Raw genomic sequence first — 21,422 nt, forward strand, 5'->3', positions numbered from 1 at the left:
GGAAATGCCCGGGAAGTTACGGTTGAAGTCCGTGGGTGAGGTCCAGGGGTGAAGTCCGAGGGTAAAGACCGAGGGCGAAAGAACCTGCTAGGTCGAACGGCTGCTGCGGCAAAAGGATTCGGGCCGCCTCGCCCCTGCCCGGTGGGCGCGCCTCGCCGGCGTGGCGCATCCTCCGGACCTTCTACAAAATATCACACATCAATAACGGATACTACTGTACGCGCGGGTGAAACCGCTTCCGGCATGACGGCCCTTTTGGCCTTCGACAACACTTCACGAATAGCTATCCAAACCTTCGAGAAAGGCCGGCGATATCACGCGCCATCGGGGCTTCGTTTGTTTCTGCAATTGTTTAAGCACAATCTTATTGTAGATGCGGCTAATTTGTCACGTGGATGTGTTAATTCCTTGTTTTTGGCCAGATTATCCGCATTTACCCTTAGCAGGCAGGAACGTTTACTTGCATGTGCACTTTGATTCCCCGCAGGCAGTTCGGCAGATGTCGCTCAGATTTCTTTAAGGCATATTCTTAAATCTGCGTGGGCCGAGGCAAAACTTTTGCGTAGAACGCCCGTGTGCCAATGGCACATCGTTCATTGCAACAATGGAGACACATGGGGTGCGCGGTAATAACGGCGTCAGTAGGCCGGCCCGCGTGTTACGATGTGTTGGTGTTATCCCCCCCGATCCCCGGCCGATGCTGGAACTATCGGGTTCTCTGAATACAACCTCGGCGCTTCGGTGCCGGCATACATAGATACGACATGCACGCTGAAATGAAACGTAAGGTGCTCAGCGCCTCGAACGCGTTCGTTGTGCTGACTCTGATCGCGTCCCTGCTCGCTCTGGTCTTCGGTGTGATTTACGCCTTCAAGATCGGAAATTTCCTGTACGCCACGGCAGGTATCGTCACAATGTACCTCGTGTTCATGGGCAGCGACGTCCTCTGCCGCCGCTATCTGCGTCCGCAGTAAATAGATTGTTTTTACCAGGGGTAGACTTCCTCAGCCCGACGCTCCGTAAAGCGTCGTGATCGAGTCCGGCGGCCCGGGCGCTCCGTAAAGCGCTCCGTGGCATCCACTCGGTTTCACGAGGCCGAAGAAGTCTACCCTTATTTTTTGCCGGCACGTCTTTCCGGTTGCCGCCGTCAGCCTGCGCTACTCGCCAAAAAACGGAAAGAGCTTCTTCAGCTCTTCGCGTGTCGGCTGGCTGCCGTATTCCGACATTTCGAAGGCTTCCGCATAGTCGAACGCTTGGCCGCGCTCGGCGCCGTAATACGCCACCAGCAGGTCGCGGTACGTATCGGCCACCCAGGCATCCCGCTCCTGGAATTTGCGGGTGATGTAGGCCACCCGGCCGGCTTCGTCGACAGGCACCTCCACGTCGTATCCGTCCAGCCAGGCGTTCCATTCCGAGAACTGCGAGCGCAGCGCCGCCATGCAGGCATATTTGGGCCCGCTGTGCGCATCGATGCCTACCACGATGGTCGGCTCGAACGGATTGGGCTTCTGGAACCGGTCGGCGTAGTAGAGGAAAACAGGATTCCTGGTGACCCGCGGCGTCGTCGGGGTGAAATTCGGGACCGTTACCATGAACGAGGCGTCCTGCACGAGGATGGCCGTGTAGCGGTGATCCGGGTGGTAATCGTTCGGCCGCGGGGAGAGCACGATGTCCGCCTGCCATTCCCGGATGAGCCGCGCGATGGCCTTTCGGTTCTCGAGCGTCGGCATCAACTCGCCATCGTGGTTGTCCAGCATTTCGGTCTCGATGCCGAGCAGCCGGGCGCAATCCTGGATCTCGGCCTCCCGCCGGCGCGCCAACGGTCCGCCGGCCATCTCGAAATGACCGATGTCCCCGTTCGTCACCGAGACGAACTTGACCTTGTGGCCCTGCGCGGCCCACATCCTCGCAACGCCGGATGCCTTGATCTCGCAGTCATCCGGATGCGCGCCGAAGGCGATGATGCGCAGACGCCCCTCTTCGTCCTGGGCATAGCCGGGTTGCGCCGCCACCAGCGCGATGAGGGCGACAAGGCACATGAGATTGCGTTTCATAGCAGAATCCTCCTGGGTGAGTGATCCGGCCAATCTACAGGCAACCGGCCGGATCCGCCAGACGAGCCCTAAAACGCGGCGCAGAAATTACCCTGCCTTAGCGTACCTCCGTCGTCCAGGTCACCCGAGGGTGCGTATTGGGGGCCGTCACGGCGTTCATCACGTCAAACGCCAGCTCGACGCGATCCACCTGCTGGAGCGTCTTCACATACAGCGTTGTCGTATTCTGGGGCTCCACCAGCACGAGGTCGGTGTGCTCGTGGAAGCTGTACGGACTCGCGTTGAGCAATACGAACGGGCTGCTGCTCACGTTTTCGATCTCGATCTCCAGCACCGACTCGTCCTCGTCGTACCCTTTGCTCGTGAACCGCAGCGACGCGGCCACCAGCGGCGTCAGATGCGACTCGCGCCCGATGAGCATATCCTTGAAGAAAACTACCGTGCGATGATCGAATAACGCTTCCTTGATGGCCTCCTGGCTGCGTTCGCGCGCCAGAACGAGCGTGATCGGGCGATGGCCGTGCGGCACATTGTAATCCCAGTCGATCAGGCCGTGGATGTCCGAGGTGCCCATGATGGTCAGGTCATGATCCAGGGCAATTTGCAGCGCCTCGTCGGAGTAGGTGTGCTCGTTGACCACTTCTATGCCGTGGAGCAGGCCCTCGCGCAGGAACTGTCGGTGCAGATCGGTCAACCGCGCCACGCCATCCGGACGCTGGGCCGTCCAGTTGGGATGATTCCAGAACACAAACGCGCCCTGGCTGTTGGCTTCCCGGAAGACGGTGAGCGGATCGTCGTTCAGGAGTTTGTTGGCGTCGTTGATGAAGATGGCATTGGTGTGTCCTGGCGGCATGTCGCGCGTGATTTCCGAGCCGTGCACGAGCATCAGGTTGCTGTTTCCCGCTGCATCCTTCGCGATGGCCAGCGAGCGATTGCGGTCCCGATGCGGGATATCCTCGCCGTGGGGCTGGTACTCGAGGTGCTCGGTGAGCGAGATGGCGTCGAGGCCATCGCGAAGCGCCTCCTGGACCCGGATGTTCGGCCAGACGCTGCCGTCGGAGAAGACGGTGTGCTGGTGGAAATCGCATTTCAGGGTCACGTATCCGGGCACATCCGGAAACACGAGCAGGCGACCGTGCTGCGCCGTCGCCGGCGTGGCCAGGACGGTCAGCAGCAGAAAAAAGCGTAGGGATCTCATAGCAACAGGGTGGTTGGATGGAAAGACGCCGCAACATAAGGGGGCGACATCACGCCAGGATTAAGCAGAAAGGCGCACCGGAGGGGTGCGCCTTTCGTTCGCTAACGGATGTCTGCGCCAGGCACAGAACCGGGCCGGCCTAGAGCTCCCAGCCCTTCCGGTATTCGCGATGCAGATGCTGGTCGGCATCCGGCGCGTTGAGGAATTTGCCGTTTCCGGCGTCCCAGAACAACTTGCGGCCATAACCTGCCTTGAGGGCGACGACGCCCAGCAGCATGGTCTCGGTCAACGGGCCGGCGTAGTCGAACGGGCACGACGCTTCGGCCGTCCCCATACAGGCCTTCGCCCAGTTGATTTCATGGCTGTCGGGAATGCGCGGCAGCGTTTGCGGCACGTTCGCGTACTCCTGTTCGAGGTGCTGGGGGAAGAGGCGGGGGTTGTGGCCGTAGGTATCGTACACGATCACGCCCTTGTCGCCGATCAGCATGGTGCCGCCGGCGGGGTTGACTTCCGCTTCGGCCGGCATTTCCGGAGGACGCCGCGGCAGCAGGCCCCCATCGTACCAGGTCATCTTCACCGGGGTGCGACCGCCGCGGGCGAATTCGTAGTGGACGACCGTCGCCAGCGGATACGAGGCCTTGTCCTTGCCGCCAAACGGCGAGCCGGCCGCCTCGATCGACGTCGGCGCGTCGAGGTCGAGCGCCCAGTAGGCGTGGTCGATCAGGTGCGCGCCCATGTCGCCGAGCGCGCCGGTGCCCCAGTCGGTCCAGCCGCGCCACAGGAACGGCGCGTACGAGCTATGGTAAGGCACCGCCGGCGCGGGGCCGAGGAAGAGGTCCCACGCCATCGTTTTCGGCACGCTCTCCCCTTTTTCGGGGCGAGGCATGCCCTGGGGCCAGATCGGGCGGTTCGTCCATACGTGCACCTCGCTGACGGTGCCGATCGCGCCGGCCCAGACCCATTCGAGCATCCGGCGGCCGTCGTCGTGCGAGTGGCCCTGGTTGCCCATCTGGGTGACGACGCCGGTTTCCTTCGCCACCTGGCGAAGCACACGCGCTTCGTGGACGGTGTAGGTGAGGGGTTTCTGGACGTACACGTGTTTGCCCATCTTCATGGCCATGACGGCCGCCGCCGCATGCACGTGGTCCGGCGTGGCGATCACCACGCCTTCGATATCCTTCTGTTTGTCGAGCATCTCGCGGAAGTCCTTGTACCGCTTCGCCTTCTCGTAGGCGGCCTTGAGATCTTTCCGCTCCTCGCGCAGCTTGCCTTCGTTGTTGAAGAAGGCATTTTCCACGCTCTTGTCATCCACATCGCAGATCGCGACGATGTTCTGGCTGACGAGATTGTTCATGTTGGATGCACCCATGCCGCCGGCTCCGATTGCGGCCACGTTCAGGGTGTCGGAGGGCGCGATAAAACCGCGTCCGCCCAGTACGTGCCGGGGCAGCACGATGGCGCCGAAAGCCGCCGCGGTACTCTGCCCCACAAAGGTGCGTCGATTGATGGTATTCTTCTTCATGGCCTATCTCTGGTGTGCTCCGGGATGCGTTGGATCGTTGGCGCGGTGGAATGCCTCTGGTGGGGCCAGACCGCACCGGCTAGAGTACCTTATTTTTTCCGATTATCAACCCTGAGCGGTGCCCAAAACGCCCCCGCCACCGGAAAACGGAAGGTGGATACCCCGTTGGCAGGTCAGGGCGCAGGTCAGGGCGCGGTGCCCGGCTCGCCGGCGGCCGGCCAGTTGACGCCGCCGGCCCCTGGGATCGACTGATCGAAGTGCACGAGCGCGCCCGTCATCATCCCCGATTCCTCCGACGCCATCCACGCGATGGCGCGCGCGGCTTCCTCGGGCTGGATGAGCCGGCCGAACGGCAGTCGCGCCTCCGCGTCCGCGCGCCAGCTGGGGCCCCGGCGGTCTACGTCGCGCTGAATCACGTCCTCCACCGGCGTATCGGCCCATCCCAGCAGCAGCGCATTGATCCGGATGCGATGCCGCACGGCGGCGTAGGCGGCGTTTTTCGTGAAGATGGACAGCGCGCCTTTCGACGTCGCATACGGACAGAGGGTCGGAAGCCCGCCCGTCGACACCACGCTCGATATGTTGACGATACTCCCCTCGATGCCGCGCTCGATCATGTGCTTCACGCAGGCCTGCGTCAGCAGAAAGGGCGCACGCACGTTGATGGCCATGAGGCGGTCCCACAGGGCGGGCGTGGTGTCGTAGAGGCTGCCGCGCGACGAGAGGCCGGCGGCGTTGACGAGCACGTGGATCCCCTCGAACCGCCGAAACGCCTCGTCCGTGATGCGGGCGCAATCCGCGACCGACTCGAGGTCCGCCGGCACGAAATGCGTCGCGCAGCCCCCCAGCTGGAGTTCTTCGGCCACGCGTCGCCCACGCTCCTCCTGCCGATCCGTGAGGACCAGCCCCGACGCTCCGCGCCGGGCGAACAGGCGGGCCGTCGCCTCGCCGATGCCGCTGGCCGCGCCCGTCACGAGCGCGACCCTGCCTTCAAAACCGGAGATTATCATGGGGTGTCGGGAAAACGTGAAACGTCAGGCGCACCGGCCGGCTACGCGCCGCCGCACCGGTGCTACGACTTGAAAGTATGAAAAACCATCCGAAAGGAACTACGGTATAGCGGGGGTGTCCTCAGAGGGTAACCCCGGGCGTACGATTTCGTGAACACCTCGCCGGCCGGCCGTTCCGCATGTCCCCCTGGAACGGCGTTCGACAGGCCCTCAGCGGCCTTTATCGCTGCCGGCATGAGGTTGGGCTGTTTTTTGCAGCGCGCCCGTTATCCCCTCGAGCCCCTCTTTTCCGAACGGTTTTTGCCTGTTCGCTCATCGCCCTCGGGCGCGATGCGACAACCACCTTCCCGTGAACGTTATGTCTATGCGGATGACCGGCCTCGTGCGTCAGCTGCTGCGCCTTTCCGGCGCGATCGGTCTGCTCGTTTTTCTATTCGCCCAAGCCGCACACGCGGCCGCACCCCGCTTCCCGGATGACTATCTCCGATGGAGCGACCCGGCCACCTGGCACCACCTGGGTGTCGCAAAGCCGGCCGCCGGCGATATCGTCACCATCCCGGCCGGCGTAAACCTGGTCCTGGACGAAAATCCGCCCGCCCTCGCCGGCATCTTCGTGGAGGGATCGCTCTACTTCGACGACCGCGATCTCGCGCTGTCGGCGGATTATATCATCGTGCGCGGGCTTTTCCAGATCGGAACGGAAGAGGCGCCCTACCTCCATCGCGGCGTGATTACGCTGACAGGCGACCACACCGACGAATCGACGAACATTGCCTCCTGCGGCACAAAGGTCCTCTGCGCCCAGGGCGGCCAGCTCGATTTCCACGGATCCGTCGGCTCCCCGACGTGGACGCGCCTGGCTGACGGCGCCACGGCCCAGGCCGGCGCCACCTCGATCACCCTCCAGGAGGCCGTCAGCTGGCAGCCCGGCGACGAGATCGTGATCGTGAGCACCGACTTCGACCCGAACCAGGCCGAGCGGCGCATCCTGTCGGGCGTCTCCGCGGACGGCACCGTGCTCTACTTCGACACGCCCCTCGCGTACATGCACTGGGGCGAGATCATGGAATACGCCGGCCGCCCCGTCGACCAGCGCGCCGAAGTCATGCATCTGAGCCGCAACATCCTCATCCAGGGCGACGCCGCGTCGGAGGCCGACGGGTTCGGAGGGCACGTCATGATCGTTTCCAAACACCATGAGGAGATGATGACCCATGCCGGCCACGACCGCGACGACATGTGGCTGAAGATGTGGGAGGATCCCCAGTACGCGAACGACCCCACCACGATGAGCCGGATCGACGGCGTCGAGTTCTACCGGATGGGGCAGACGGGCCACATGGCGCGCTACCCGGTCCACTTCCACCTCATGGGGCATGCCGACGGCGCCTACCTCAAGAACAACGCCGTGCACGACAGCTTCCAGCGCTGCTACACCATCCACGGCACGTTCAACGTGCTGCTCGAAGGCAACGTGGGATACAACTCCATCGGGCACTGCTACTTCCTGGAAAACTTTGTCGAACGCGACAACACGCTGATCCGCAACATCGGCGCGGTGATGCGCGCGTTCCCCGACAAGAGCCAGGAGCTGATCGAAAGCGACGTCAATCCGTCGATTTTCTGGATTTCCTACCCGACGAACACGCTCATCGGCAACGTCGCCGCCGGCGCGGAGGGTTTTGGCTTCTGGATCGACCTGCGGGACACGGGCGGCAGCGCGCATAACGAAAACGCGAGCGCCCCGATGGGCGAGGTGCGGGACAACGTGGTGCATTCGACCGTGCTCGGCAGCCGGCGGGGCCTCTACGGCACCGGCGACCCGCAGATCCACGGCGGCGCCGGCTTCATGTACGAGGGCGGCGTCGGCCCGATCGAGAACCTCAACGCCTACAAGAACATGGTCAACTTCTGGGCGGACGAGAGCTCCGATTTCGAACTCGTGAATGCCACGTTCTCCGACGCCCACTTCAGCATCTGGCAGCGCCGGGACGGCAGCATGAATTCGCTGTTCGTGGCGCACACCGCCAACGTGGGCACCCCGAAAACCGAGGACGAGAAACTCGTCGGCCGCACCATCCCCCCGTACATGAACGACAAGCAGCGCCTGATCTCGGCGATCATGGGGTTCTACAGCAAGAGCTTCTCGATCAACAATACCTTCATCGGCTACAAGTCGGACGACCTGTTCGAGCGGGGCGTGGCCAGCGTCGGCTCAATGAGCTTCGACGCGCCGATCTTCTTCGAGGGCTCGACGATGATCGACTCCGACCCGTTCGTGCCCACGCCGGCCAAAGTCGAACGACGGCGTCGAAGCGGCAGCTCCCGCGCCCGCGAAACAAGCCGCGGCGTGGTGATCATCGATTCCGACGGCACGCTGACGGGCGAGAACGGGTACCGGGAAGTCCGCGTCGGCCCGGGCATCATGACGGACGAGACGGCCGGCTGCCGGCAAACCGACACCAAGTTCGATACGCCGGTGATGACGTGCACCACGCGCGCCGTGCGCTTCGCCTCCTTCGAGGGCAACGAAGTGACGGTGAACGGCACCTCCTACTCCGGCGACCAGGCGGAAGCCCTCTTCCTGCCGGAAGGACGCATCTACGAGGTCAAGGGGCCGGTCCAGGGCAAATACGCCACCCGCGAAGGATTCCGGGGCGAGTACGTGGTGCTGAAATTCACCGACGTGCCCTCCGCCCCCCGCGTGCGCCCCAATTCCAAACGCGACAGCATCGAGGAGGCGCCGGACGTGGCGTCGGTCGTCACGACCGACCGGTCAGACACGCATCACCGGTGGTACTATGACGCCGGGAAACGCGAGTTCTGGCTTCGCATCGTGACGGGCGACAAGGCGAACGCCTATGGCGAGGCCAACATGGAAGACGGCGTCCGGCAGCCTTTTTCGCGGCACTACGGCGTGAAGATCGACTGACCGCGTCAACGCATGCGCACCATCGTCCGCGTCTGTTCGCCGGCGCCGGTGCGGATGCGGTAGAGGTAGGTGCCGCTCGGCAGGCCGGCCGCATCGAACGTCACGCGATGTTCGCCGGCCGGCAGCGTTCGGTCGACCAGGGCCGCCACCACGCGTCCCTGGATATCGTAGACGTCCACCGTGACAGGCCCCGCCTCGCGCAATGAAAACGAGATCGTCGTCGCGGAAGCAAAGGGATTGGGGTAGTTCTGCCCCAGTTCGAATCCATCCGGCTGCTCCCCCCCGGGGCCGCCGATCGCCAGCGGCTCGCTGAAGAGGTCGAGGGACGCATAGTTGAAGCCGAGCAACGCCTCCTGGGTCTGGTTCCGATTGATCCCGAACCAGCGCTGCAGGATGGTGCCGTAGACGCTGCGGAAGTCGGTCTCGAAGGCCATGTTGCCGCTGTCCAGGTTCGCCAGGTCGGGCGGACCGCCGTAGACGCCACCGTTCAGCCCCTTCCCGAACAGCAACACGGGCGCTGCGGTGCCATGGTCGGTGCCCTTCGAACCGTTCTGCGGCACGCGTCGGCCAAATTCGGAATACGTCATCGCGAGCACCTCGTGATCGCCCTCAAGGTTGGCGACATCCTGCATAAACACGTCGATGCTGCGCGCGAGCATGTCCAGCAGATTCGCGTGCTGGTTGGTCTGGTTGGCGTGGGTATCGAACCCGATGAGCGACACGTGATAGATCCGGGCGCCGAGCCCGCCGTCGATCAGCCGCGCCACGGTCGCCAGGTTGGACGCGAGTTTGCCTTCGATGTCGGGGTAGGTTATGCTGTTGCTGCCCCGGTCGTACGCCTCGCTCACCGCGCCGGCGTAGCGAAACGAGTTGTTCGCCACGAGCCGGGCAAACGCCATTTCTTCGCCGTAGGTCGTCGCCGGCACCGCCGAGGTGTTGTACACCTCCCCGTCCGCCACGAGCCGGTCCAGCACCTTGGTGCTGGTCAGCATCATTCCCATGTCCGCCGTCGGCCCCTTGAACATCTGGGCCACCGACCCGCCGATCTGCACCGCGAGCGGATTGTCGGGCGGATTCAGGTCGAAGCCCGGATTTTCCGCCTGGAGGTAACGCCCGAGCCATCCGGTGCCTTCGATCCGGTCAGCGTCGCTCGCGCTGAGCCAGATGTCGGTCGATCGAAAATGGGAGAGCGTGAAGTCGGGATAGCCGACCTGTTGCACCACCGCCATGTCCCCGTTCCCGAAATGGGACTCCAGCGGCGCGAGCGACGGATGCATGCCGAGCTGGTCCGTCAGACTCAGCGCCAGCGCCTCCTCCCGCGGGATGGCGATGGCCGGCCGCATCGTATAATACCGGTCGTCATTGTAGGGGACGATGGTGTTCAGTCCGTCATTACCCCCGCGCAGCTGGATGAGCACGAGGATGCGGTTGGGTGCGATGGCGTCCAGCTGACGGGAAAAGGGTGAGCCGCCGAAGACGCGCAGGGGCGACGCCCCCACCGTGAAGGCGCCGGCCGACAGGGCGCCGAGGCTGGCCAGAAATCCACGGCGGGACCACAAACGATGCTCGGCCGCGTGCGCCGCGCCGTGTTCGAGACGGCTTCCGCGCCGCGCCGGCGCGGCGGATACGGGATGATGGTCACACATGATCAGGCAAGATTAAATTCAGGAAATTGCGCGATAAGCTGCACGTAATTGAGCAGAACGGCGTTCGAGCCCGACTCTTCGAGCGCCCATTCGTACCAGGGCACGCCATTGAGAAAGGTCTTGGCCAGCGCGCGGACATGGACCGGCGGCCCGGTCAGGATGCCCTCGGGTATCGGATGCCCGATGAGGTCGCCGTCGAAGGGCTCGTCCGATTCCTCGAGATCGAGTTCATCGAGCGGGACGGCCAGCAGGTGCTCGGCAATGGCGACGGCGAGCGCGAAGGGGTCGGACGGCGCGGCAAATGAGCGAGCCCACCCGACGAGGTCCAGCGGCTGCCCGCTGCGGCCGGCGAACAGGAGATCGTCCGTGGTGCTCCAGCGCACGGGCAGGCTGTTTGTCGAGAGCCACGTGTGGTAGCCGGGCCATCCCGACACGTCGGGGGGATCGAGCAGGTCCTGGTCCAGTTCGCCGGCGGCCTCGTAGAAGGTGCGCAGCATGTCCGCCGGCGGGGCGTAGCCCAGGTCGCGCATGAAGCCGGCGATCAGTTCGATCGGGCTCTTGATGCGCGCGCCGATGAAGCGGGTCTCGTAAAAGTGTGCGCTCGTCAGCAGCGCGCGAACGACGGGCTCGATCTCGAACTGGCTGTTTTTGAAGAGCTCCGCCATCGCAGCGACCACCGCCGGATCGAGGGTTTCGTGAACGAACTCCCGGTACAGCTCGGCGCACACAAACCAGGCGATCTGATCGCCGCGCTCCTCGAACAGCAGGTCGACGACATCGTTGTAACCATAGGCGCCGCTGCGTCCGAGAATGGTCTTGACCCCATCGTCGAACTCCGCGACATCGAACACCGCCGTATGGGTTTCGTAGTTCACGGTCCAGCCGGTCAGCGCCCGGGCCAGCTGCTGCACATCGGTCTGGCTGTAGTTGGACTGGCCCTGCGCATCCACCGGGCCCATGGTAAACAGCTCGAGCAACTCGCGCGCGTAGTTCTCGTTGGGCGCGTCCTTGACGTTTTTATCGCCGTTCAGGTACACGAGCATCGCCGGCGTCTTCCCGATGCCGGCGACCATGGTTTTGAACCCCCCGAGCGCGTGCTCGCGCAGGAGACTCACGTAGCGGTAGGCCATCGCCGCCAGGGTGTACACCTCGGCGCCGGCGACAAAATGGTTGTGCCAGAAGAGCGTCATCTTCTCGCGGAGCCCGCCTTTGTGGAACCACCCCATCCAGTCGGACCGGAAGGCCAGCAACCAGTCCCGGTTATCCTGATTGAACTGTTTGACGGCTTCCGAGGAGGACGTCTTGCGGTCGGGCATCGGGATGTCGGCCCAGTTCGGCTTCGGCGGCAACGGCAGTCGCGCGGGGTCGGTCGCGTCGGCGAGCAGGGTATCGACGACTTGTTCGGCCGACTTGCCGACATGGATCGCCACGTCGGAAGGGTGCGCCCCCATAGTGGTGCGGCGCAGCAGATGAGCGAGCCGGCGGCGGTCGAGCGTCCGGGTGTAGGGGTCGAGTCCAGCGGCATGCGTCGCCTGTGACCGGGATGGGCCGGCCACGCCGGCGCCGGCGGCAGCGAGGGCTGTCATACGCGTATTCTCTGTCCTGGAATGGAAACGGAAACAGGAGGTGTTCGGCATCCGGGCGCGGAGGGGCTGGCGCCGGTGCGGGGCGGTTCGCGAGCGGGAGAACCGCGGATTTCGAACGTCGGAGGGTGAGCGGAACGTTTGCAACAATGGTGCCCTTCCGCCGCGCGACGCATGTTTTTGCGCCGCATGCGATCATTCGACGCGTTCAGGTGTTTCAGGTAGCAATTTTACCGGCCCGTGCCGTATTGCTCCTTCACCGTGGTGGATACACCGAGCTTCTATCGTCTCATGAAATCATTTTCGATCCTGTTTTTTGCGTCCTTGTTGTGGCTCGCGCCGGCAGCCGGCCAGACGGCCGACAACTCCGAGGCGCGCAAGGCCCGGCTCCACGCCAACCTCCTCTTCCTCTTTCCCCAGCTCGAAGAATACCAGGTCACGATCGGCCAGTTCGAGCCTTCCGTCGTCACGGGGATGGAAGAAGGCTCCTTTGTGATCAACGGACAGCAGGTGCAGCGATTCCTCACGGATCCCCAGGATGAAACGCTGTACATGATCGCCGGCGGCCCCTTCAACGCCGGCCTTTCTTCCGGCCAGATCGTGGAGATGAAATCCGCGCGGGAGCGCGAGGCCTCGGCGGAAGCCCGGGATACCCACGAGAAGCTGCTGGCCGCCGTGGCCGGCATGCCGATCAAGGGGCCCGTCAACGCGCCCGTGACGATCGTCGAGTTCTCCGACTTCCAGTGCCCCTACTGCGCCGCCGCCGTCGATACCCTCCGCAAGGTGGTCGCCCGATACCCGAACGACGTACGCATCGTCTACGCCCAGTTCCCCCTGGAGAGCATCCACCCCTGGGCCCGCATCGCCTCGGTGGCAGCGCTATGCGCGGCCGAGCAGTCCGAAGACGCCTTCTGGACGCTTCATGACAGCTATTTTGCCGGCCAGAAGGGGCTCACCAAAGAAAACGTCCTGGAGCAAAGCCGGGCGAAGCTCACGCGCACGGGCATCGACCTGGACGCCTGGTCGACCTGCGCCGGCGACCCCACCTCGGAAGGTTACCTGCGCGCCAACACCGCCATCGATCAATCCATCGCCATCGGATCCCAGTTCGGCGTCGGCTCCACGCCTTCGTTTTTCGTGAATGGATACGCCATCAATGGCGCCAAAAGCAGCGCCCTCTTTATGGAGCTGATCGAGCGCGCAAAAAAAGAAGCGTCCGAATAACCCCCATCCCCCAGAGACCATGAGACCATCCGCATCGAGCCGTCGCGACTTTCTGAAGACGGCCGCCTTTACCGCCGGCGCCGGTATCCCCATCGCCGACATCGTCGCCTCCGTATTTGAGGATGCCGACGACGACGGCGCCGATTTCCTCCTCGCCGCCGACCGCGTCGTGCTGTTCCAGGGCGACTCGATCACGGATGCCGGCCGGGAGAAGGAAAAGCAGGAGCCCAACGCCGGCCGCAGCCTCGGCAACGGGTACGTATCGCTGGCGGCCGCTCAGTTGCTGGCCATGCAGCCCCGCGCCAACTGGCAGTGCTACAACCGGGGCATCAGCGGTAACAAGGTCTACCAGCTGGCCGAACGCTGGGAGGCGGATTGCATGGACCTCCAGCCGCACGTGCTCAGCATCCTCATCGGCGTCAACGACTTCTGGCACAAGCTAAACGGCAACTACGACGGGACGCCGGAGATCTACGAACGCGATTACCGCGCCTTGCTGGACCGCACAAAGGCCGCCCTGCCCGGTGTTCGCCTCATTCTGTGCGAACCGTTCGCGGTGGAAGGCGGCACGGCCATCAACGAAACGTGGCACCCCGAATTCGATGCGTACCAGGCGGCCGCAAAACGTATAGCCGACGACTACAAGGCGCAGTGGGTCCCCTACCAGAAACTGTTCGACGCTGCCCTGAAAAAAGCGCCGGCATCCTACTGGTGCCCGGACGGCGTCCATCCGGCGCCTCCAGGCAACTACCTCATGGCCGAGGCGTGGCTAAAAGCCTTCAAAAAGGCAAGCCGGTAAGATTCGAGTATTCCCAAACCGCGCGGCACGGACGGTGAGGCGACGCTGAGACGTCCCCGCGGTCCGTGCCGTGCTGCGTTCAGGGCAGATCCAATGCGAGTGCCGAAAGCAATTGCGGCCGCACGATCTGCGTCCACAGGTCGTACCCTTCCCGGTTCAGGTGGAGGCCATCTTCCCTGAAAAACTCCGGCCGCGGTGTGCCGTCCGTCCCGAGCATGGGCGTGGCGATGTCGATATAATAGAGGTAAGGCGACGCCTCGGAATAGGTGGCGACCATCGCATTCGCCTTCATCATCTGGGGCCACATGTCCCACCGGAGCAGGCTCGGTTTGATGGGGATGAAGAAGATCTTCGTTTTCGGCAGCAGGGCGTGCACGCGGGACACGAAAACCTTGTAATCGTCGAGCACGCGCTCCGGGGACTTGCCGCCGGCGATGTCGTTGTCGCCGGCATAAAACACAATCGCGCGCGGCGCATACTTGAGCACGATCCGTTCGAGGTAGAAGTTCACGTCCGAAATGTGCGAACCGCCAAAGCCGCGGTTGATGACCGGCAGATCCGGGAAATAGGTCCCCGTGAGCCAGATCCGGATGCTGGAGCTGCCCACGAAAAGGATGGGGCGCTCCGGCGTCACGTTTTTCATATCCCACGCTTCAAAATCCGCTATTTCCTCGGCAAAGCGGCCCGGGTCCGGGTCGTCCTGCGCGCGCAGCGGCTGGATGCCGGCAGCCAGCAAGATCACGGTCAGAAGCACGCACAGGCGGGCGGGTGAAAAAACGGCGGAAGAGCTCATGTTCATGTCCGGTTCATGGGTGCGATGGCGGAAGATAGCGTCCCCTGGAGGCCGGCGCAATGCGGGCGTACGCCAAACAAAAAAGGGGACCTCTCGATGAGAGGCCCCCCGTACAGGATGCGCCGAGTCCGATCAGCGGATCGGATCCTTGCGCATGATGATGTGGTAGCCGAAGTCGGTCTCGATCGGCGTCTCGGTGATCTCGCCGATTTCGAGGTCGGAGATCGCATCCTCGAAGGTCGGCACCATGCTGCCCTTGAACCAGAGGCCGAGATCGCCCCCCTGGCTGCCGGTCATATCCGGATTCTCGCTCGCCAGCGCGGCGAACTGGGTGGGGTCGTCCTTCAGGATCCCGATGATTTCGTTCGCGCGGGCGAGTGCCTCCTCTTTGGTGCGCGTGAGCGATGGGTCGGCCTGCTGCGCGCCCGCATAGGGCACGAGGATGTGCGCGCCCGAACGCCGTTCGAGCCGCGTGCGGCGGACGAAGGCATAGCCGGAGGGGAATTCCACCGGGCCGGCGACTTCGCCGATGGCGACGCCCTTCAGGGCTTCCAGCAGCTGGGGCGGCACGTTGTCGTCTTCCTTGAAGCCCCCGATGAAGAAGAACGGCTCGTCGCCGAAGTCGTTGTATTCGGCGCCCATTTCCTCGAAGTTGGCGCCATTGACCTTGCTCTTGAGGCCTTCGACCAGGGCCCGCGCTTCTTCCTGCGTGCGCGTCACTTCCGGCGGCGACTGCGGGGAGGCGAAGCCTACGAAGAACGCATCCGCCCCGTAAAACGGCGCTTCAAGCGAATTGCGGCGGATAACGTGATACCCGAAGGCCGTTTCGACCGGCGTCTCGGTGATCGCGCCGATGTCCATGCCGGCAATCGCATCGTCGAATTCCTGCACCATCATCCCGCGCTTCCAGGCGCCGAGGTTGCCGCCGCTGGGACCGGACGGCCCGTCCGACTCCTCGCGCGCCAGGTCGTCGAAACGATCCGGATTCGCTTTGAGCACCGCGATGAGGCTGTCGGCCTTGGCCATCGCCTCCTCTTTCGTACGGGTCACGCTCGGATTGGCCCGCATCGCGCCGGAGTAGGCGACGAGAATGTGCGAGCCGGCAAAGTCGCCATCGACCGAAAACAGCTGCTGATCGCCGGCCGCGGTGGACCCGCTCTGCGAATTACCGTTCTGGCAGGCCGCAAACGTAACGAACAACAGCGCGAGGGTAAATAAATTTCTTTTCATCTAACGATGTGATTGACGGGAAAAACGCGTGATCACGCGATGCCCCCAACGTTTGAGACGCCCCGCTGTTTCTGTTGTAAGCAAAAAGGCCTACAACATATCGTGATGCGGATGCATCGGGCGCAGATCAAAATCAGGGGCCGCGCGTTTACTCCGCATTGCAGTGACCTATCTGGATCCAGAAATGCAGCGTGTGTGTTGTCATTTTTGGGGGGCAGAAGTATACTTGCAGCCAACCAACAACACACGCCATCTTTTGTACTGCTCTCTTCCGTCGTCCCCGGCCCCAAACGGCATCAGGGTTCCTCGGTTCGCAAGGCATCGCGTGTGTGAAGACCACCAGACACGGCCGGAGAAGTAAGGCGTTCTGCCGGTTCTCCCGCCCCTTCCCGTTCACGATTCTTGCAACTGAGCGAATGCAGCCTAACCAACCCCAAACGCACTCCTCTACCCATCAAGTAGACTGGGTAGCCCTGATTTTTATAGCCAGTTATCACGTACTGCTCCTCATCACGCTTCCCCTCTACCTGCTGAACACGACGCCGAGCGGCTCGCTGATCGGCTGGACCTTCTTTTTCACCGCCGCATCCCTGATCAGCATCACCGCGGGCTATCATCGCCTGTACGCGCACCGTACCTACCGCGTGCATCGCGCCGTGGAAATGGTGCTGCTGTTCTTCGGGACGCTGGCCACGCAGAGCAGCGTATTCCGCTGGTCGTTCGATCACCGCCTCCACCATCGCTTCGTCGATAAGGAAGGGGATCCGTACGACGCGACCAAGGGATTCTGGCATTCACACCTCCTGTGGATGTTCAAGGAAGGCGAACCGATCGAAGATCGCTATATCAGCGATCTCAAGGAAGATCGCATCCTCCGGCTCCAGCACGCGCATTACGGCTGGTTCATGGCCGTGACGAACATCATCGCGGTGATCATCCTCGGCCTCATCACGGGCGACTGGATCGGCGCGTTCGTGATCGGATTCCTGGCTCGCCTGTTCGTCGTGCACCACTCGACGTGGTTCATCAACTCGCTGTGCCATATGTGGGGCGCGAAGCCGTATTCGACCGAGCATTCGGCGGTGAACAATTTCATCCTCGCCCTGCTCACCTACGGCGAAGGGTATCACAACTACCACCACACGTTCGCCGGCGACTACCGCAACGGCGTTCGCTGGTATCAATTCGACCCGCCCAAGTACCTCATCTGGACGCTCAGCAAGCTGGGCCTCGCCTGGGATCTCAAGCGGACGGATCCGCTCATGATCAAAAAACGCCTCGTCCAGGCGGACCGCGAGCTGCTCATCGATCACCTCAACCGCGTCGCCCATATCGACGTGACGGAGCTGAAGGAGACCGTGGTCAAGCTGCATGAACAGCTGCTGGCCTCGATCGCCTCGGCGAAGACGGTGACGGATCGTTTCCGCGCGCTGGACAAGAAAGTGCACGTCACAGAGTTTCAGGAGATGAAGCAGCGATTCCGCGAACTGAAGTCGGAGATCAGCCGCGACCTCAAGATGTGGCGCCGGTTGTGCCGCGAGGTCATGAAGCTGCAGCCGGCGCCGGCGCTCTGACGCGCCTTCCGCCTGCCTGACAGGACAGGTTCTGCCTGAATGAAAAACGGCCGGGAGCAGCGTGCTCCCGGCCGTTTTTTTATGCTACCGATCGGTGCCCCTCGTTTCGGACGGGGGGCGCGGCGTCAACGGCTCCAGGGCGGAGCGACGTTATTCGAACGCGCGTACGCGATGAGCTGCCCGAGATGCTCGGACATATGATCTGAGATCACGTACATCGCGCCCATCGTGGTGCTCTTGTTTCCGAACAGGTCCATCTCCTTCGTCAGATCGGCCGGCTTGACGGCGCCGGCCGCCTTACGAACGAAATCGAACGACGCGTTGAGGTGCTTGATGGCCTCGTCTTTCGTCTTGACGCTGGATTCCAGGTTGCGGGCATCGACGCCCTCCGGAACCGGCGTGCCGAGCATGCTGCCGATAAAATAGTTCGCGGCCGCAACGTGCATCATGGCCTCCTTCGTGGAGCGCACGCCCTCGCTGGGGCGCCAGTCGTACGCCTCCGCGGGAAGCGCCCGGGCCAATCCGTCGATCTTCTCGGCGGCGGCATTAAACGTGTTCATAAACTCTTTCTGAAACTGCGCGGCGGTCTCGTTCTGAGCCATGGCCGACAGCGTCACGCCTGCGACGAGCAGGAGTGTGGTCAAGCTTTTTTTCATATACCCGTAGGATGAAAGGATGGGGTGCGCCCCGTGCGCACGACGTGTCGGGCCTTCTAACGCGTTCATCAGGACCTATTGTTTCCAGGGCAACACGAAGCCCCCCTGCACTCACCTGTCATGTGTCGCGGCGAGCGAGGGGGAATCCGTCATCCAGACGGCTCCTTCTCGCGCCGGCAGCGACAGCGTGAGCGTACTGCGGGGCTCCGTGATTTCGATGTCCTTCCCGCCGGCAGGCCAGATGCTCGCGTAGCGAACGGGGCCGGCATTGTGGAGCGGCAGGTCCACCACGACGCCTTCGCGGCTGGCATTGACGACCACCAGGGCCTCCACACCGGCCAGCTCGCGCCGAAAACCGTACACGTGACCGCTCGTGATGATCGGCTCGAACGTACCCGTGCGCAGGACGGGATAGGCGTGCCGGAGCGCCGTAAGCCGGGTATAGGCATCGAGAAGATCCAGCTTCCACTTCGATCGATCCTCCCAGGGGAACGCCTCGCGGCATGCCGGGTCGTCGCCGGCCGACAGGCCGATCTCGTCGCCGTAATAGATGCAGGGCGCGCCAGGCATCGTCATCTGCAAAAACGCGCTCAGACGGATCGCCGACACATCCTCCCCGACGATCCAGAGCGGCCGCGCCATGTCGTGGCTGCCGATGAGGTTGAGCTGCGCCTGGTTTATTTCCCAATCATAGAGGCCGTGCATGTAGGCGACGGCTTCACCGAACGCGGGCGCGTCGCGGGGCTCGAGCGAAAGATGATTCCGCTTGTAGTCGGGCCGTAGCGTCTCGGCGCCGCAGAAGGACAGCACCGCCCAGGTGAAGATATAGTTCATCACCGCATCGAACTGATCGCCCTGCAGCCAGCGGCGGGCGTCTTCCCAGATCTCGCCGCAGATATACGCCTCCGGATTGACGGCGTGCACCCTACGGCGGAAGGTCTGCCAGAACGCATCGTCGTCGATCTCCGCTGGCACATCGAGCCGCCAGCCGTCGATGCCGAACTCGAGCCAGTGCGTGGCGATGTCGAAGAGGTACTCCTGCACGTCGGGATTGCGCGTGTTCAGCTTCGGCAGCGCCGGCAGATTCCACCAGGCGTCGTAGTTCAGCGGCTCGCCGGCTTTCCGCGGATACGGATTGAGCGGCCAGTCGTGGACGATGAACCAGTCGAGATACGGGGAATCGGGGCCGTTCTCCAGGATGTGATGGAAGGGCCAGAATCCGCGGCTCGCGTGATTGAAGACGCCATCCAGCACCACGCGCATGTCGCGGGCGTGCGCTTCGTCGAGCAATTCGCGGAGCGCCTCGTTGCCGCCCAGCAGCGGATCTACCTGGTAATAGTCGAAGGTATGGTACCGGTGATTGGAGGCCGAAGCGAAAATCGGGTTCAGGTAGATGGCCGTGATCCCGAGGCCGCGCAGGTAATCGAGGCGATCGACCACACCGTACAGATCGCCGCCCTGGTACCCCTGCTCTTCCGGCGGGCTGCCCCACGGCTTAAAACGCAGTGACGCAGGATGCTTCATGCGCTTGCTGCGCGCGAAACGATCCGGGAAGATCTGATAGAATACCGCGTTCTTGACCCAGTCCGGTGTTTTTGCCTTGCCCATAGTGAACGACAGCGAGCGTGAATGCGAGTGGCACGTTCCTTGAAAACCAGTTACGGTATCCCGGCGGCTGTACCTGGTTGAGACGCCGGCGAGATCCCCGGCACGCTCCCCACCCCCATCATCCGTTCCTCTCCGTCACCCGTGCCGTTTGTCGCCCCCTCACACACGGCGACATGCAAGCAGTTCCCACGCCATGCGAATGTTTAAACGCAACCGGCTGCGCGCGCTTTTCGCGGCCCTCCTGATCGCTTTCCCCGGATATGCTTTTGCCCACGTAAAATGGTTTAGCGATTACAGTTACGCCGAGCGTCCGCTTTCCTTCGATGAAATCATGACGCCGCTCTTCGGCCTCCTGTTCGCCGCCTCCGTAGTGAGCATCGCGGGTATCGTGGTGCTCGACGAGCGCCTGACGCAAACGGCCTGGTACCGGCATCTCGTGGAGCGCCTCCGCGGGTACGCGAGCCGGAGCGACCTGGTGCTGCGCGTCGCGGTGGGCGGCGTGCTGCTGCTATCCTGGCAGTCGGGTGCGATGCTCGTGCCCGAAATTCCCAGCTCGCACGTCCTGGTCGATTTCGTCCAGCTTCTGCTGGCCATCCTGATCTTGTCCAACCGCTTTACGCAGGTCGCCGGCTACGGGCTGATCGGACTCTATATCCTGGCCTACTGGAAGTACGGAGCGCTCCACATTCTGGATTACATCTACCTCGTCGGCGCCGCGTATTACCTGATCGCGTCTCAGTCGAAACAGAAAAAGATACGGGCCAGCGGCTTGCCCGTGTTGTACGCCAGCGTCGGGTTTTCGCTGTGCTGGGTCGCGCTCGAAAAGCTCGTTTATCCCCAGTGGGCGCTCAGCATCCTTCAGGATCGGCCTTTTCTTACCATGGGATTCGATCCGAACTTCTTTCTGACGAGCGCGGCGTTCGTCGAATTCACGCTCGGCTTCCTGCTCATCGTCTGCCTGATCCAGCGTCCGATCGCCATCGCGGTGACCGGCCTGTTCATGACGACGACGATGGTCTTCGGCAAGCTGGAATTCGTGGGACATGCCATCGTGCACGCCGCCATGATCGTATTCATCCTTCAGGGTCGGGGCGAGACCTTCCGGACCCCGATCACCTTCTTTTATCACATGTGGCAACGCGTGGCGTTCTCGATCGTCGCGTTTACGGCGATGTATGCGCTGATGCTGGGTTCGTACGACGCCATCGCCACGGACGTCTACCTGGCCAGCAAAACCATGGACCACGACATGCCGATGGCCCGCGCGGAATGGGAAGGCCCCGACGCGCCGCCGGCACTGGCGGTCGACGTAACGCGGGACGCCGCCGGCGGGTGGAACGTACACCTCATCGCCGACGGCTTCACCTTCGTGCCCGAGCTGGCGGGCCAGGAGCCGGTCCAGGGCGAAGGGCACGCGCACCTCTATATCGACGACAGGAAAATCGCCCGGATGTACAGCCCCTGGCACTATGTCGCAGAATTAAGCCCTGGCACCCACACCTTTATGGTCACACTGAATTCAAACGACCATAAACTGTATGCGTACCAGGGCCACCCGATCGTAGCGCGCTGTACCGTCGTCGTCGAATGACG

Annotated in this window: 16 protein-coding genes; 6 read left to right on the forward strand and 10 right to left on the reverse strand. The window is 63.0% G+C overall.

Annotation, left to right across the window (positions count from 1 at the left end):
* The first annotated feature begins 764 nt into the window (after window positions 1–764).
* The gene (locus R2834_00500; GenBank protein ID MEZ4698780.1) at window positions 765–974 is read left to right on the forward strand and encodes a hypothetical protein; all 210 of its coding nucleotides are present in this window, start codon (window positions 765–767) and stop codon (window positions 972–974) included.
* Window positions 975–1,157: 183 nt separating this feature from the next.
* Here the strand turns inward: R2834_00500 and R2834_00505 are convergent, their stop codons facing one another.
* The 4 genes from R2834_00505 to R2834_00520 all read right to left on the reverse strand — a co-directional run bounded on the left by R2834_00505 (window position 1,158) and on the right by R2834_00520 (window position 5,784).
* A complete protein-coding gene (locus R2834_00505) occupies window positions 1,158–2,054 on the reverse strand; it encodes a PIG-L family deacetylase (GenBank protein ID MEZ4698781.1) in 897 nt (298 codons plus the stop codon).
* A gap of 97 nt (window positions 2,055–2,151) precedes the next feature.
* Complete coding sequence (locus R2834_00510) at window positions 2,152–3,252, reverse strand: Sb-PDE family phosphodiesterase (protein MEZ4698782.1); 1,101 nt, start codon at window positions 3,250–3,252, stop codon at window positions 2,152–2,154.
* A 139-nt stretch (window positions 3,253–3,391) separates the two neighbouring features.
* A complete protein-coding gene (locus R2834_00515) occupies window positions 3,392–4,774 on the reverse strand; it encodes a Gfo/Idh/MocA family oxidoreductase (protein ID MEZ4698783.1) in 1,383 nt (460 codons plus the stop codon).
* Between the two features lie 185 nt (window positions 4,775–4,959).
* On the reverse strand, window positions 4,960–5,784 hold the full coding sequence (locus R2834_00520; protein ID MEZ4698784.1) for an SDR family oxidoreductase: 825 nt from the start codon (window positions 5,782–5,784) through the stop codon (window positions 4,960–4,962).
* Between the two features lie 358 nt (window positions 5,785–6,142).
* Between R2834_00520 and R2834_00525 the strand changes: the two genes are divergently transcribed.
* Window positions 6,143–8,716 carry a G8 domain-containing protein gene (locus tag R2834_00525; GenBank protein ID MEZ4698785.1) on the forward strand — a complete coding sequence of 858 codons (2,574 nt, stop codon included), beginning with the start codon at window positions 6,143–6,145 and terminating at the stop codon, window positions 8,714–8,716.
* 5 nt (window positions 8,717–8,721) lie between these two features.
* Here R2834_00525 and R2834_00530 read toward each other — a convergent pair whose 3' ends face one another.
* Window positions 8,722–10,362 (reverse strand): DUF1501 domain-containing protein, encoded by a 1,641-nt coding sequence (locus R2834_00530; GenBank protein MEZ4698786.1) that lies wholly within the window; start codon window positions 10,360–10,362, stop codon window positions 8,722–8,724.
* Window positions 10,363–10,364: 2 nt separating this feature from the next.
* A complete protein-coding gene (locus R2834_00535) occupies window positions 10,365–11,948 on the reverse strand; it encodes a DUF1800 domain-containing protein (GenBank protein ID MEZ4698787.1) in 1,584 nt (527 codons plus the stop codon).
* Between the two features lie 288 nt (window positions 11,949–12,236).
* On the opposite strand from R2834_00535, the gene R2834_00540 reads away from it, so the two are divergent.
* Window positions 12,237–13,169: a DsbA family protein gene (locus R2834_00540; GenBank protein MEZ4698788.1), complete on the forward strand. Its 933-nt coding sequence runs from the start codon at window positions 12,237–12,239 to the stop codon at window positions 13,167–13,169.
* Between the two features lie 19 nt (window positions 13,170–13,188).
* Entirely contained in the window at window positions 13,189–13,968 is a 780-nt protein-coding gene (locus tag R2834_00545; GenBank protein ID MEZ4698789.1) for an SGNH/GDSL hydrolase family protein, read from the forward strand.
* A gap of 79 nt (window positions 13,969–14,047) precedes the next feature.
* Here the strand turns inward: R2834_00545 and R2834_00550 are convergent, their stop codons facing one another.
* Both R2834_00550 and R2834_00555 read right to left on the reverse strand, forming a co-directional pair.
* On the reverse strand, window positions 14,048–14,761 hold the full coding sequence (locus R2834_00550) for an SGNH/GDSL hydrolase family protein (protein MEZ4698790.1): 714 nt from the start codon (window positions 14,759–14,761) through the stop codon (window positions 14,048–14,050).
* A gap of 132 nt (window positions 14,762–14,893) precedes the next feature.
* A complete protein-coding gene (locus R2834_00555) occupies window positions 14,894–15,991 on the reverse strand; it encodes a peptidylprolyl isomerase (protein ID MEZ4698791.1) in 1,098 nt (365 codons plus the stop codon).
* Between the two features lie 416 nt (window positions 15,992–16,407).
* Here R2834_00555 and R2834_00560 point away from each other — a divergent pair, with 416 nt between their 5' ends.
* Window positions 16,408–17,565 (forward strand): acyl-CoA desaturase, encoded by a 1,158-nt coding sequence (locus tag R2834_00560; GenBank protein ID MEZ4698792.1) that lies wholly within the window; start codon window positions 16,408–16,410, stop codon window positions 17,563–17,565.
* Window positions 17,566–17,690: 125 nt separating this feature from the next.
* Here the strand turns inward: R2834_00560 and R2834_00565 are convergent, their stop codons facing one another.
* Complete coding sequence (locus R2834_00565; protein ID MEZ4698793.1) at window positions 17,691–18,221, reverse strand: DinB family protein; 531 nt, start codon at window positions 18,219–18,221, stop codon at window positions 17,691–17,693.
* A gap of 111 nt (window positions 18,222–18,332) precedes the next feature.
* A complete protein-coding gene (locus tag R2834_00570; protein ID MEZ4698794.1) occupies window positions 18,333–19,829 on the reverse strand; it encodes an alpha-amylase family glycosyl hydrolase in 1,497 nt (498 codons plus the stop codon).
* Between the two features lie 193 nt (window positions 19,830–20,022).
* Between R2834_00570 and R2834_00575 the strand changes: the two genes are divergently transcribed.
* On the forward strand, window positions 20,023–21,420 hold the full coding sequence (locus R2834_00575; protein ID MEZ4698795.1) for a hypothetical protein: 1,398 nt from the start codon (window positions 20,023–20,025) through the stop codon (window positions 21,418–21,420).
* Window positions 21,421–21,422: the final 2 nt, after the last annotated feature.

The organism is Rhodothermales bacterium (assembly GCA_041391505.1).
Classification (GTDB): Bacteria; Bacteroidota; Rhodothermia; order Rhodothermales; family JAHQVL01; genus JAWKNW01.

What these genes read in the sequence shown, in the direction of transcription:
- R2834_00535 (MEZ4698787.1), bottom strand. Translation starts at nt 11,948, where the DNA reads ATGACAGCCCTCGCTGCCGCCGGCGCCGGCGTGGCCGGCCCATCCCGG.
- R2834_00565 (MEZ4698793.1), bottom strand. Translation starts at nt 18,221, where the DNA reads ATGAAAAAAAGCTTGACCACACTCCTGCTCGTCGCAGGCGTGACGCTG.
- R2834_00505 (MEZ4698781.1), bottom strand. Translation starts at nt 2,054, where the DNA reads ATGAAACGCAATCTCATGTGCCTTGTCGCCCTCATCGCGCTGGTGGCG.
- R2834_00560 (MEZ4698792.1), top strand. Translation starts at nt 16,408, where the DNA reads ATGCAGCCTAACCAACCCCAAACGCACTCCTCTACCCATCAAGTAGAC.
- R2834_00540 (MEZ4698788.1), top strand. Translation starts at nt 12,237, where the DNA reads ATGAAATCATTTTCGATCCTGTTTTTTGCGTCCTTGTTGTGGCTCGCG.
- R2834_00520 (MEZ4698784.1), bottom strand. Translation starts at nt 5,784, where the DNA reads ATGATAATCTCCGGTTTTGAAGGCAGGGTCGCGCTCGTGACGGGCGCG.
- R2834_00545 (MEZ4698789.1), top strand. Translation starts at nt 13,189, where the DNA reads ATGAGACCATCCGCATCGAGCCGTCGCGACTTTCTGAAGACGGCCGCC.
- R2834_00555 (MEZ4698791.1), bottom strand. Translation starts at nt 15,991, where the DNA reads ATGAAAAGAAATTTATTTACCCTCGCGCTGTTGTTCGTTACGTTTGCG.
- R2834_00500 (MEZ4698780.1), top strand. Translation starts at nt 765, where the DNA reads ATGCACGCTGAAATGAAACGTAAGGTGCTCAGCGCCTCGAACGCGTTC.
- R2834_00575 (MEZ4698795.1), top strand. Translation starts at nt 20,023, where the DNA reads ATGCGAATGTTTAAACGCAACCGGCTGCGCGCGCTTTTCGCGGCCCTC.
- R2834_00510 (MEZ4698782.1), bottom strand. Translation starts at nt 3,252, where the DNA reads ATGAGATCCCTACGCTTTTTTCTGCTGCTGACCGTCCTGGCCACGCCG.
- R2834_00530 (MEZ4698786.1), bottom strand. Translation starts at nt 10,362, where the DNA reads ATGTGTGACCATCATCCCGTATCCGCCGCGCCGGCGCGGCGCGGAAGC.
- R2834_00515 (MEZ4698783.1), bottom strand. Translation starts at nt 4,774, where the DNA reads ATGAAGAAGAATACCATCAATCGACGCACCTTTGTGGGGCAGAGTACC.
- R2834_00550 (MEZ4698790.1), bottom strand. Translation starts at nt 14,761, where the DNA reads ATGAGCTCTTCCGCCGTTTTTTCACCCGCCCGCCTGTGCGTGCTTCTG.
- R2834_00525 (MEZ4698785.1), top strand. Translation starts at nt 6,143, where the DNA reads ATGTCTATGCGGATGACCGGCCTCGTGCGTCAGCTGCTGCGCCTTTCC.
- R2834_00570 (MEZ4698794.1), bottom strand. Translation starts at nt 19,829, where the DNA reads ATGGGCAAGGCAAAAACACCGGACTGGGTCAAGAACGCGGTATTCTAT.